This window comes from Arthrobacter sp. AQ5-05 (genome assembly GCF_003287975.1).
GTDB lineage: Bacteria > Actinomycetota > Actinomycetes > Actinomycetales > Micrococcaceae > Paeniglutamicibacter.
Genome location: NZ_QMKQ01000019.1, coordinates 40,791 through 53,191 on the forward strand (window position 1 = coordinate 40,791; position 12,401 = coordinate 53,191).

General features: G+C 65.6%; 12 protein-coding genes. 7 read left to right on the forward strand and 5 right to left on the reverse strand.

From position 1 onward, the window contains the following. The first annotated feature begins 1 nt into the window (after position 1). The 5 genes from DQ353_RS15210 to pknB are packed head-to-tail and all read left to right on the forward strand — an operon-like array spanning position 2 to position 8,097. Positions 2 to 1,423: a PP2C family protein-serine/threonine phosphatase gene (locus DQ353_RS15210; protein ID WP_113763701.1), complete on the forward strand. Its 1,422-nt coding sequence runs from the start codon at positions 2 to 4 to the stop codon at positions 1,421 to 1,423. Beyond that, a complete protein-coding gene (locus DQ353_RS15215) occupies positions 1,420 to 2,826 on the forward strand; it encodes an FtsW/RodA/SpoVE family cell cycle protein (protein ID WP_113763703.1) in 1,407 nt (468 codons plus the stop codon). Before DQ353_RS15210 ends, DQ353_RS15215 begins: the two co-directional genes overlap by 4 nt. Then, positions 2,823 to 4,271 carry a peptidoglycan D,D-transpeptidase FtsI family protein gene (locus tag DQ353_RS15220; protein ID WP_113763705.1) on the forward strand — a complete coding sequence of 483 codons (1,449 nt, stop codon included), beginning with the start codon at positions 2,823 to 2,825 and terminating at the stop codon, positions 4,269 to 4,271. Before DQ353_RS15215 ends, DQ353_RS15220 begins: the two co-directional genes overlap by 4 nt. After that, the gene (locus DQ353_RS15225) at positions 4,268 to 6,139 is read left to right on the forward strand and encodes a protein kinase domain-containing protein (RefSeq protein WP_113763707.1); all 1,872 of its coding nucleotides are present in this window, start codon (positions 4,268 to 4,270) and stop codon (positions 6,137 to 6,139) included. Before DQ353_RS15220 ends, DQ353_RS15225 begins: the two co-directional genes overlap by 4 nt. A 29-nt stretch (positions 6,140 to 6,168) precedes the next feature. Further along, on the forward strand, positions 6,169 to 8,097 hold the full coding sequence (gene pknB / locus DQ353_RS15230) for a Stk1 family PASTA domain-containing Ser/Thr kinase (RefSeq protein WP_113763709.1): 1,929 nt from the start codon (positions 6,169 to 6,171) through the stop codon (positions 8,095 to 8,097). A 100-nt stretch (positions 8,098 to 8,197) separates the two neighbouring features. On the opposite strand, the gene DQ353_RS15235 is transcribed toward pknB, so the two are convergent. From DQ353_RS15235 to DQ353_RS15240, 3 genes are read right to left on the reverse strand one after another with little or no spacing between them, the layout of a single operon-like run. Continuing rightward, complete coding sequence (locus DQ353_RS15235; RefSeq protein ID WP_113763711.1) at positions 8,198 to 8,848, reverse strand: anthranilate synthase component II; 651 nt, start codon at positions 8,846 to 8,848, stop codon at positions 8,198 to 8,200. Further along, on the reverse strand, positions 8,845 to 9,012 hold the full coding sequence (locus DQ353_RS21750) for a hypothetical protein (RefSeq protein WP_181578423.1): 168 nt from the start codon (positions 9,010 to 9,012) through the stop codon (positions 8,845 to 8,847). The genes DQ353_RS15235 and DQ353_RS21750 overlap by 4 nt, the downstream gene beginning before the upstream one ends. Positions 9,013 to 9,023: 11 nt before the next feature. Continuing rightward, entirely contained in the window at positions 9,024 to 9,776 is a 753-nt protein-coding gene (locus DQ353_RS15240) for a class E sortase (protein WP_113763713.1), read from the reverse strand. Between the two features lie 183 nt (positions 9,777 to 9,959). Here DQ353_RS15240 and DQ353_RS15245 point away from each other — a divergent pair, with 183 nt between their 5' ends. Then, entirely contained in the window at positions 9,960 to 10,211 is a 252-nt protein-coding gene (locus tag DQ353_RS15245) for a cell division protein CrgA (protein WP_113763715.1), read from the forward strand. A 149-nt stretch (positions 10,212 to 10,360) separates the two neighbouring features. Next, positions 10,361 to 10,867, forward strand: coding sequence for a DUF3817 domain-containing protein (locus tag DQ353_RS15250; protein ID WP_113763717.1), 507 nt, complete (start codon positions 10,361 to 10,363; stop codon positions 10,865 to 10,867). A 30-nt stretch (positions 10,868 to 10,897) separates the two neighbouring features. On the opposite strand, the gene DQ353_RS15255 is transcribed toward DQ353_RS15250, so the two are convergent. Together DQ353_RS15255 and DQ353_RS15260 are read right to left on the reverse strand one after the other, a co-directional pair. Next, complete coding sequence (locus DQ353_RS15255) at positions 10,898 to 11,431, reverse strand: DUF4442 domain-containing protein (protein ID WP_113763719.1); 534 nt, start codon at positions 11,429 to 11,431, stop codon at positions 10,898 to 10,900. Between the two features lie 53 nt (positions 11,432 to 11,484). Further along, a complete protein-coding gene (locus DQ353_RS15260; RefSeq protein ID WP_113763721.1) occupies positions 11,485 to 12,393 on the reverse strand; it encodes an ArgP/LysG family DNA-binding transcriptional regulator in 909 nt (302 codons plus the stop codon). Between the last annotated feature and the right edge of the window lie 8 nt (positions 12,394 to 12,401).

The window sequence follows — 12,401 nt, forward strand, 5'->3', positions numbered from 1 at the left end:
CATGGCGTTGATGCTGAAGTTTGCGGCGCGGAGCGATGTTGGCAAGGTCCGCTCCAAGAATGACGACTCCGCCTATGTGGGTCGCTACCTGGCCGTCGTGGCCGACGGCATGGGCGGACACGTCGGCGGCGACGTCGCCAGCGCCTCCACCGTGCTGGACCTCGTCCATCTGGACGTCCCCGAGACGCCCAACGCCGAAACGGTGCTGCCCGATGAGATCCAGGCAGCGAACCTGGTCCTGAACGACCTGGTCAGCGCCAACCCGAAGCTTTCGGGCATGGGAACCACCGTCACCGCCATGCTGCTCACCGGCGACGTGCTGCAATTCGCCCACATTGGCGACTCGCGCGCCTACCGGCTGAAAAACGGCGTGTTCGAGCAGGTCAGCCACGACCACACCTTCGTCCAGCGGCTCGTCGACGAGGGCCGCCTGCGCCCCGAGGAAGCCGAGCTGCACCCGCACAAGAACGTGCTGCTGCGCGTGCTCGGCGATTCCGATGCGAGCCCGGAACTCGACGTGAACCAGTACCCCGTCGAGGCGGGGGAGCGCTGGATGCTCTGCTCCGACGGATTGAACGCCGTCGTTCCGGATTCCATCACCGAACGCATCATGCGCGGCACCGCCTCCCTGGAGGAGACCGTGGAGGACCTCGTCGAAACGACACTGGCCCACGGCTCCCCGGACAACGTGACCATCGTCGTCTTCGAGGTCGTGGAGGACAACAGCGAGACCGCTGCCACGCCGACCGAGGAATTGGTCCCCGTCGACGAGCCTGCCCCGGACACCGGGCAGCTGACGATCGCCGCCGAGGGCGACCTCGAGGCCAGTGCGGCGCTGATCCGCCACGAGATGTCCAAGCGGCCCCACCTGCTGGTGGGAGCGGCCGAGCTGGCGACCCAGTCGGGCAAGATCCCGATCGTCACCCAACGCTCGGGCGAGAAGCGCGCCGCGGCAATCCTCACGCACAAGACCCCGGCCGCCCAGGCCGCCGAGGAACAGGACGGCTACGAGTCCATCTCGCGGCGCCCGCGGCGCTGGCTGGTCCCGACGTTCCTGGCCTTGATGACCCTGATCCTTGCCGCCGTGTGCGGCTGGGGCTACCTATGGACGCAGACCCAGTACTTCGTGGGCAACCAAGACGGCCACGTGGCCATCTTCAAGGGAGTCTCGCAGGACCTCGGTCCGTTGAAGCTCTCCCATGTGGACACCGTGACCGACATTCCCATGGACGCGCTGCCGCAATACACGCAGCAGCGCATTGATTCCGCTCTCCCGGCACGGGACCTGGCACATGCCCAGACCATGGTCGGGGAGTTGCTGGTGACAGCCAAGCAACGCTGCCCCGTAGTCGTCCCGGAAAATCCGGGTGCCGCCGGGACCTTGCCGGTCCTGCCCCCGTACTGTCAGGAGATCAAACCGTGAGCGAGCTGGAAACCGCGCCGGTCCCACGGCGCAACATGGAGTTGCTCCTGTTGGTGCTGGCCCTGGCCGTCGCCATGGGCGCCTACTACCTGGTGGGCATAAACAGCGATGAAGGATTGAGCCAGGAGTTCATTTCCCAGGGCCTGATCCTGGTCGGACTTGCCCTGGTCTTCCACGTCGTCCTGCGCATCTGGGCCAAATATGCCGATCCGGTGATACTGCCGGTGACGGTTGCCCTCAACGGCATCGGCCTGGCCATGATCCACCGCATCGACCTGGCGAAGCACGACGACACCGCCTTCCGCCAAATCATGTGGACCGGCGTCGCCATGGTCGTGGCCATGATCGTGCTGTGGACCATACGTGACCACCGCGTCCTACGCCGCTTCACCTACATCGCCCTGGCGGCCTCCGTGCTCCTGCTCCTGCTGCCGCTGATCAAGGGACTGGGCGTGGAGATCAACGGCGCCCGGATCTGGGTGCGCTTCTTCGGGCTTTCCTTCCAGCCCGGAGAACTGGCCAAGATCACCCTGGCCACATTCTTTGCCGGGTATCTATCCTCGAACCGCGAACTGATCCTGTTGGCCGGCCGGAAGGTCGGACCGCTGCAGCTGCCCCGGTCCCGGGATCTCGGCCCCATGATCGTGGCCTGGCTGGTCAGCATCGGGGTCCTGGTGGTTCAGCGGGATCTCGGCTCCTCCATCCTCTTCTTCGGGCTGTTCATGGTGATGATCTACGTCGCCACCGCGCGCGTGAGCTGGATCGTCATCGGGACCCTGATGCTGGTCGGCGGCGGCACCTTCGCCTACCTGACCATGAGCCATGTGACCCGACGGGTCGACGGCTGGCTCAACGCCTTCGACCCCGACATCTATCACGCAATCGGCGGCAGCCGGCAAATCGTCGAGGGCCTTTTCGGGCTCGCCAACGGCGGGCTGATGGGCACCGGGCTGGGCAACGGGAGCCCCTACATGGTTCCGTTGGCGAACAGCGACATGATTGTCGCCTCCCTGGGCGAGGAGCTCGGGCTCATTGGGATCTCCGCCATCGTGCTGCTGTATTTGATCCTTGTAAGCCGCGGCATGCGTGCCGCCCTCGGTTCGCGCGATACGTTCGGCAAGCTGCTGGCCACCGGGTTCTCCTTCACCCTGGCGCTGCAGTGCTTCGTCGTCATCGGTGGCGTCACGCGGTTGATCCCGCTGACCGGACTGACGACGCCGTTCATGGCCGCTGGCGGTTCCTCCCTGCTCTCGAACTGGATCATTGTCGCCTTGCTGCTGTTGATTTCACATAATTCACGCCGTCCAATGCTGTCCGGGGTTTCGGCTACCGCGGAGGTCGCCACGAAGGCCCCCCGACGTTCCCCCGGCCTCCTTGAATCGATTAAGGAGCACAAGCGATGAACCAAGCCATCCGCAACACCTGGATCGCCGTCATGTTGCTCTTTGTGCTGAGCCTGGGTGCGCTGAGCTACGTGCAGTTCTTTGCCGCGAAGGACCTCAACGCAAATCCGTTGAACAACCGCCAGCTGTTCAAGGAATTCGATTTGCCGCGCGGGGCGATCCTGGTGGACGGCAAGCCCATCGCCGAATCGGTCGCCACCGATGGACAGTTCAAGTACCAGCGCGTCTACACCGACCCCGATTTGTACTCCCACCTGACTGGTTTCTACTCGCTGACAAACAGCTCCACGCAGCTCGAATCGGTCATGAACGACGAATTGACGGGAAAGAGCCAAGACCAGTTCTTCGACCGCATGATCAATCTGTTCTCCGGCAAGGAGAACGAGGGTGCCTCGGTCGAGCTCACCATTGATGGCAAGCTGCAGAAATTCGTCTACGGCCTGATTCCGGACGGAACCCGGGGCACCATCATCGTCTCGGAGCCCAAGACCGGAAACATCCTGGCCATGGCCTCCAAGCCGAGCTACGACACCAATCTCCTGGCCGTGCACAGCTCCAAGCAGGCAGCCGCGAACATGAAGGAGCTGCTGACCGTTCCGGGTCTGAGCCCGTACCGCAACCCGGCAATCGGCAACCTGATCGCCCCCGGTTCCACGTTCAAGATCTTCGACATGGTGGCGGGCCTCGAATCAGGCAAGTACAAGGCCGACACCATGCTGGCGAATCCCCCGACCATCAAGCTTCCGGGAACCAACACCTCGCTGCCGAACTTCGAAGGCGGCAACTGCGCAGCCAGGCCCGAGGCGACTTTCGCATACATCGTGGCGCAAAGCTGCAACACCCCGTTCGTGAAGATGAGCGAGGAACTGGGCAAGGAACCCTTCCAGGACGTCACCGAGCGTTTTGGCTTCGGCCAGCAGGTCGAGATCCCGATGCGCGTGGTGCCCAGTGTTTTCCCGCAGGACCCGTCCCCCGATGAATTGGGTCTGTCGGTGATCGGCCAGAAGGACGTGAAGGCAACCCCGATGCAGATGAACATGGCCGCCATGGGCATCGCCAACGACGGGGTGATCATGGAGCCGAACCTGATCAAGCAGGTCATCGCCCCGGATCTGCGGGTGCTCTCCGAGAGCAAGCCCAAGGAATTCAGCACCGCCGTCAGCAAGGACATCGCCGACAAGGTCACCGACCTGATGCGCGGTCCGGTCAAGAGCGGCACCGCGGTCAGGGCGCAGGTGCCCGGGCTGGACATTGCCGCGAAGACCGGCACCTCGCAGCTCGGCGACGGTTCCGGTTTGGTGAACTCCTGGATCACCGGGTTCGCCCCGGCGGACGACCCGCAGGTGGCCGTGACAATTGTTTTTGAAAAGATTGATTTCAAGACTGGTTCCTCGTTGACCAGTCCAAACCTGAAGAAGATTCTAGAGGCGGTGTTCAACCAGTGAGGCCAATTTCCGGTATCACCCTGGGCGGTCGATACAAGCTGACCGACCGTATTGCCATAGGTGGCATGGGTGAGGTGTGGAGGGCCAGGGACCAGGTCCTTGGCCGCCTGGTGGCAATCAAGATCCTCAAGGAGGAATACACCGGGGATCCCGGGTTCCTTCAGCGGTTCCGCGTCGAGGCGCGCCACACCGCCCTGCTGAACCACAACGGCATCGCCAGCGTCTTCGACTACGGGGAAGAAGAAGGCTCCGCCTACCTGGTCATGGAGCTGGTTCCCGGCCAACCGCTGTCCACCGTCATCGAACGCGAGCGCGTGCTCTCCCCCGACCGCACCCTGTCGATCATTTCGCAGACCGCCAAGGCGCTTGCCGCCGCCCATGTCCAGGGGCTGGTGCACCGCGACGTGAAGCCGGGCAACCTGTTGATGCTTCCCGACGGACGGGTGAAGATCACCGACTTCGGCATTGCCCGCATCGCCGACCAGGTCCCGCTGACGGCCACCGGCCAGGTCATGGGCACCGCCCAGTACCTCGCCCCGGAGCAGGCCACCGGACAGCAGGCCACCGGCAGCTCCGACATCTATGCCCTGGGCGTGATCGGCTACGAATTGCTCGCCGGACGGCGCCCGTTCACCGGCGAATCGCAGATCGCCATCGCCCTGGCCCAGGTCAACGACACCCCGCCGCCGCTGCCGGAAAACATTCCGGTGCCGGTCCGCTCGCTGGTGATGTCGATGCTGGCCAAGGACCCGGCCGACCGGCCGGCCGACGCCGAGTCCCTCGCGGTGGCCGCCGACGCCATCCGCGCCGGAAACCCGGAGACCGCGACGCTCGCCGTGCCCGGAATGCTGCTCTTCTCGGGATCCGACGCCGCCACCCAGGCCATCAGCCGGACCCCGATCACGCAGGGCAACGCGACTGTTGCCCTTCCCCCGGTCGATCCGACGGTCGCCGGGCCGGCCCCGGCCACCAATGCGCTGCCGCAGGTTCCCGCACCTCAGGCACAGGACGACGGGCAGAACTTCGATTCCTTCATGGGGGCCTCCCAGCAGTGGGAGGAAGAACCCGTTGGCGGCTACGAGCCGGAGGTCGCCGACCGGCGCACCCCGGCCAAGAAGGGCCGCAGCCCCTGGACCATACCGCTGATCGCGCTGATCGCCCTGGTTGTCCTGGCGATCCTCGGTGCCTGGCTGCTGCCCATGCTGACCGGAAACAAGACCCCGGAAAGCAGCCCGAGCATCACGTCCACGGCCCCAAGCACGGAATCCTCCGCGCCCAGCACCGAGCCGAGCGAAACCGAAACCACGCCGACCCGGTCGAGCGCCCCGACGAGCACCGCACCGTCCACCGTGACGGTGTCCCAGAACGAATTCCTGGGCAAGGACTACAAGGACGCCACCGCGACCCTGGAAGGCCTCGGCTTCACGGTGAAGTCCGTGTCCAAGGAAAGCCCCGAGGCTGCCGACACCGTCATCAAGGTTTCCCCCGCCGGCGAGCTGCCCGTCGGGTCCACCATCACGCTGACCTATGCCATTCCTGCCGCTCCTGCAAAGGTCTCGGTGCCCGATTTATACGGCAAGGACGGCGAGCAGGCTGCCGCGGCCCTGACCGCGCTGGGTCTGGTGCCCAACGAGGGGGAGGCCCAGGAAAGCCCGCTGGCCAAGGGAACCGTGATCGGCCAGAGCGTGAATGGCGGCACCAAGGTCGAGCCCGGCACCACCGTCACCTACATCCTGTCCCTGGGCCCGTCGGAGCCCACCGAGTCCACTACCGCCCCCTCGACACAGGCCCCTGAGACCTCGAGCTCGTCACCGGCCGCGGACGGCCCCGGCAAGGGCAAGGGCAACCCCCCGGCCCCTGGCCAGTAGGCGGATTAGGCGATGACGGTGTTTTCACAGTGACCGAGGAACGGATTCTCAACGGCCGCTACGTCGTGAAGGAGCTCATTGGGCGCGGCGGCATGGCCGACGTGCACCTGGGCATCGACCAGGTGCTGGGGCGCAAGGTCGCCATCAAGCTCCTGCGTGCCGAAATGGCGCGGGACCCCATGGTGCAGGCGCGCTTCCGGCGCGAGGCCAAGGCCGTGGCGGGGCTGAACCACCCCAACATCGTGTCGGTCTTCGACACCGGCGAAGAGGAGCAGGTGGTTTCCGGTTCGACCGTGGAACTGCCCTTCATCGTGATGGAGTACGTCCGCGGGCGCACCCTGCGAGACCTCATCAAGGCCGGGGAAATGACCAGCGACCTGGCCGTCACGTACGTGCTGGGGGTGCTGGAGGCGTTGGAGCATTCCCATTCCATGGGGATAGTGCACCGCGACATCAAGCCGGCCAACATCATGGTCACCGAACGCGGCAACCTCAAGGTCATGGACTTCGGCATTGCCCGCGCCCTGGCCGATTCCGCCAGCACCATGACCCAGACGCAGACAGTCGTGGGCACCGCCCAGTATCTTTCCCCGGAGCAGGCCCGCGGCGAGGCCGTGGATGCCCGCACCGACCTGTATTCCACCGGCTGCCTGCTCTACGAGCTGTTCACCGGTCGACCTCCCTTCACGGGGGATTCGCCGGTGTCGGTCGCCTACCAGCACGTGGGCGAGCACGCGCCGGCACCGAGCACGCTGGTGCCGGCGCTGGATCCGATCTTCGACGACGTGGTGCTCAAGGCCCTGGCCAAGGACCGCGAGGACCGCTACGACGATGCAGCGGCGTTTGCCACGGCGTTGTCCAATGCCCGCTGCGGGATTGCCCTGGCCCCGGAGGAACTCACCGCGCCGATGCCGCAGTCCCAGGCCCAGGCCGCGGAGCAGGCGACGGTTGCCGCGCTGGCTGCCCCCGGGTTTCCCCCGCCGGAGTCCCCGCCCACGGGCACCCTGGCGCCACTGAACCACACCGGATACCTGGAACCGGTGCCCGGGGACGGGCACTGGGACGCACCGCCGATGTGGGAACAGAACCTGCAGCGCGAGCGCGACGAGCACCGGTCCAAATCCCGGCGCACCTGGACCATCGCAATTTCGCTGGTCCTGGCCCTCGCCCTGGTGGTTTCCGGTCTCTTCTTCTTCAACTGGATGCGCGCGGAGGCGGAACGCAACGCCCCCGTCACCATCCCCAACCTCGTCGAAATGACGCAGGCCAAGGCCGAGGCGGCACTGACCGGGCTGCAGCTGGTGTCCAAGGTCGAGACGGTGTTCGACGACGACGTCAAGAGCGGGCTCGTCGTGGAAACCGATCCCGCCGCGACCAGGGATGTCCGCAAGGGCTCCACTGTGCGCCTGATGGTTTCCAAGGGGCCCGAGTCGCGGGTCCTGCCCGCCGGGCTCGCCGGCCAATCCGAGGCGGGAGCCCGCCAGGCGTTGCAGGACCTGGGCTTCGAGATCGGTTCGGTCTCCCGGGTCAACGACCCCTCGATCCCCACCGACTGGCTGGTGAACACCGAGCCGAAGCTGGGCAAGACCGTCAAGGTCGGCACCACGATCGATCTGGTCCTTTCCACCGGGCTGGTTGAGGTTCCGCGGCTCATCGACATGACGGTTCCCGAGGCGACCGAGGCGTTGGAGGACCCGAAGGTCGGTCTGCGCATCGAAGTCGTCGAGGAGGAGAATGCGCTCGTGAAACCCGGGACGATCATCGCGCAGAAGTCCTCCACGGGTGATGTCTCCACCTCTCCGCAGGGCGGCACCATCACCGTCACGGTTGCCGTGAAGCCGGCCGAGCCCGAACCGACGGACACCTCGTCAGAGGCTCCCGAGGCCTCGGAGCAGCCACCGGAAACCACGCCCACGCCAAGCGACCAGACCGCGCCAAGCCCCACCCCGACCCCGTAGCGGGGGCGGGGCGCGAAGCCCGGTTCCAGCAACAGGGGTCCCTGTCCGTGAATGATCTTCACGGGCAGGGACCCCTGTTCTTGTGGCTGTGGGTCTCGTTTCAGGCCCCGGCATCCCGGATCAGCGGGCTGAGTGTTGCCGCATGCGCGGCCGCTCCGGCCAGGCCCAGGGATTCGAGCCAGTTGCCCAGCATCTGGTAGCCGCCCTCGGTAAGCACCGACTCGGGGTGGAACTGCACGCCCCACAGCGGCGCGTCGCGGTGGGCCAGGCCCATGATGACGCCGTTCTCGGTCTCGGCGGTAATCTCCAGGATCCCGGGGATGCTCGATCGCACGGCGGCCAGCGAGTGGTACCGCGTGGCCGTGAAGGGGCTGGGGATGTGCGCGAAGACCGGGTGCCCGTGGTGGAAGACCGGGGAGGTCTTGCCGTGCATCAGTTCCTCGGCGTGCGTGACCACCCCGCCGTAGGCCTCGGCAAGGGCCTGGTGTCCCAGGCAGACCCCGAGCATCGGCTTGCGCTGCCGCCCGCACCACTTGATCACCTCGATGCAGACCCCTGCCTCGGCCGGGGTGCCGGGCCCGGGGGAGACCAGGACCCCGTCGCGTGCCTGCGCCAGTTCAATGACCTCGGCCAGGGACAGGTCGTCGTTGCGGATCACCGTGGTCTCGGCACCCAGCTCCTGCAGGTACCCCACCAGGGTGTAGACAAAGCTGTCGTAGTTGTCGATCACCAGGATCTTCGGGGCGTTCACAGCAGCATCAGGCCAATCGTTGATTCGGTCCAGGGGCTGTACTGGCTCAGCCACGGGAAGACATAGTTCATCAGCAATAGTACGACGCCGGCGACCAGCGCCAATGCCACAATGATGCGGAACCACAGGGGACCGGGCAGGGTCCTGAAAATCCATGCGTACATGTGTCCGTGTCCTACTTTTCCATCGTCTTTTTCACCAGGTCGGCGATTTCCGCCGGCGGACCGGCATCGGCCGGACGCCAGGATTCCAGCTCCGCGTACGCGATGATGCGCATGCGGGTGGTGAAGGGCGGGTGGCAGCTGGTCATCGTCAGCATCGAGGTCGTGGGCTTTGCACCCGGTTCGTGCGGCACCGGCAGCAGCACTTCGCCTTGCGAGGGGTGCACGATCTCGGTGTCGCGCCATTCATAGGTGTAGAAGCCCTTGCGGGTCTGCAGGTAGATCTTGTCCCCGGCCTGGAACTTGTCGATGTTCCAGAACACCTGGCCGTGCGTCTGGCGGTGCGCCGCCACGGCAAAGTTCCCGAGCTCGCCGGGTTCCTGGGTCTCGGGGTAGTGGCCGATGCCGACGTTGTTGAGCACGTCCATGCCCACGCCGTTGGTGACAGGGTGGGCGAAGTTGCTGCCGAAGCGCGGGATGTAGAAGACACCGAAGGTTTCCCCGTCGGGGATCGCGGTGATGGGGGCCGGGCCGAAATCCTTTTCCGGAGCGCTGCTTCCATCCCCCGGACCAACCTGGAGGCCCTGGACGAATTCCGAGGTGACTTGCGTCTGCGCACGATCCGCGTCGATGTTGGTCCACCACAATTCCCAGCCGACAAAAAGCAGCAGGATGATGCCAAGGGTGATCAGGATTTCACCGAACCCGCCCAGCAGGCGCTGGCCCACCGTTGGCCTGGTCCGCGCCCGCACTGCGGATCGAGTCATGCGAAGTTCCCTCACTGCCACGTGGGACGCCGCGAAACCCGGCGGCGTCCAGTTTGAGCGGATAGTATTGGATCAAAGCGTGACGTTGGGAAGCAGTTCCCTTGCGACACACACTTACCTAGCCTACCGTTTGGACACGTGCTCGTTGGATCGTGTCGGCGGCAGAAGAACCAAGGAGCAGCAGTGCCTGAATCCAAGACTCGCCGGAAGAACCGCAAGCCACAGGGCGGCAGCAACACGGCGGCCTACGACAAGCCGATGCCCAAGTGGTACAAGCCGGTCATGTTCGGGCTGATGATCCTGGGGCTCATCTGGATCATGGTCTACTACGTTGCCCAGACCGCGTTCCCGATCCCCGGCATCGGCGGTTGGAACATCGTGATCGGCTTCGGCATTGCCATGGTTGGTTTCTTCATGACCACGGGGTGGCGCTAGCACCCGGCCCTCGGGCCCGCGATACCTGTCCCGGGTTCCCGCCCAAGGGAACGCCTGCGGCTCCCGCGGGAGCTTCGTTCCAAGATCCGGCATTTCCCCCTGCGCGTGCACCGTTCACGCCAACTTCCAGAAAGGCACGCCAAACACCCATGGTTCGCCCCGATATTGCCGGAACCCCCTCGGCCACCACCTCCTCCAGGCTCTCCCCGAAGCGCTTGTACGGCTTCCTGGCCGCCGCTGAAATGGTCACCTGGGCGTTGCTGATCATCGCCATGGTCATCAAGTACGGCGTGGGACCGGAAATCTTTGTCCGCATTTTCGGCATGATCCACGGCGTGGTGTTCATTGCCTACGGCCTGGTGACCATCTTCGTCTGGGCCAATGAGCGATGGAGTGCCGGACGTGGCGTTCTTGGCCTGGCTTCCGCGGTGGTTCCCTTCGCCACGCTGCCCTTCGAGCGGGCGATGTTGCGTCGCGGGTTGCTCAGCGACGCCTGGCGCCTGGCCCCGGGCGGCGACGCGCCGCAGGGCCCCATCGAGAAGGTCCAGGCCCTGGCCCTGCGCAGCCCCTGGCTGGCAGCGGTGGCGGGCGTTGTCCTGGTTGCCGCCATCACCGCGGTGTTGCTGTTCATCGGTCCTCCCGGCGGAGGAAACTAGCACGATGCCGATGGTGCGCCGGGTACCCGCTCAGGCGGTTTCCGGCGCCGGGCCCTTGGACCGGACGTACACTTCCTTGCGCACCGTCGCCACGATCGCGCCCGCCTCGTCGAGGATGTCGACGGAGAACCACGTCGTGGCCTTTCCGTCACGGGCCACTTCCTTCTTGAGCTGCGCCAGGTCGACCTGAAAGCGGCAGCTCAACGTCCCGCTTCCGGGCTTGCGGAAATTGATCTCGCCGCTCTTGTCCCACACGATGTGTCCGGGTCCGATGTTGTGCAGGACCATCATCATCCAAAACGGATCGGTCATCGCGAACAGCGAACCTCCGAAGTGGGTCCCGACGTAGTTCATGTTCCAGGGGCGTTGGCGCAAGAGCACCATGGTGCTGCGCCAGTCGGCAGAAATGTTCTTGACCTTGATGCCAGCACCCCAGAACGGCGGCCAGAGGGACATCCCGTGCCGCACCACCGTGGGGTTTCCCGCGATCCTTGGCATGGCCGTTCGCGCCCGGTTGAGGATCGAGGCCGCGGACCTGGGTCTGGCGGTGTTCCGATTGTCCATGGGCCCAGCGTAGCCGCGGCGTTTACCTGGCAGTAGCTTCTGCCCCCGGGGCGTCAACGCTCCCGGTCCAGTCCAGCGTTCCCTGCCGCTTCCAGCACCAGCGCCGTGAGCAGGTCCAGGGTCTGGGAGGGTACCTTCCAACGTTGCCAATACAGCCGCACCTCGCTGGTCCACGACTCGTTGAGGCTTACCAGCGACCCGTCGGCGGGTTCCTGGATCTCGGGAATCATGCCCCAGCCCAGCCCAGCCGCCACGGAGGCAACATAGACGCGGGAGTCCGGGACAAAGTGCTCCACCGGCGCCACCGGGCGGGTGCCACCAACGATTTTTCGGCGAAGCCCCCGTTGCAGGCCATCGGTGCGGTCGAAGCTCACCATGGGCGCGGCCGCAAGTTCGGTGCGGGGGTCGGTCCCCGGAAGCCAGCGGTCCCGGAACCCGGGGGTGGCCATCGCCCGGTAGCGCATGGCTCCCAGGTGCACCGAGGAGCATCCCTGGACCGGGGTGCTTTTGGTGGTCACCACGCCCATGACCTGGCCCGAACGAAGCAGCTCCGTGGAGTGTGCCTCGTCGTGGCGCAGGATCTCGCAGGTCATCAGTTCCTGGTGCGCCAAGCCCCGGAGCACCGGGACGAACCAGCTGGCCAGGGAATCGGCGTTCACGGCAATGCTGAGTTCGGTGCGGCGGGGAGCGTGACCTGCGGCGGTTTCCAGCCCGAGCGCCCGGTGTGCCTCGGTGGAAAGCATATGGATCTCGCGCGCCAACCGGAGCAGGACGTCCCCGCTGCCCGTGGTGCGGATCGGTCGCGAGCGAATGAACAGCACGCTGCCGGCCTGCTTTTCCAAGGCCTTGAGACGCTGGCTCACCGCAGAGGCCGTGATGTTCAGCTCCCGTGCCGCCCGTTCCAGCGTTCCGGCCTCGATGACTGTCTTGAAGGTCTGCAGTTGCTCCGCGGGGAAGTCCATGGTTAGAG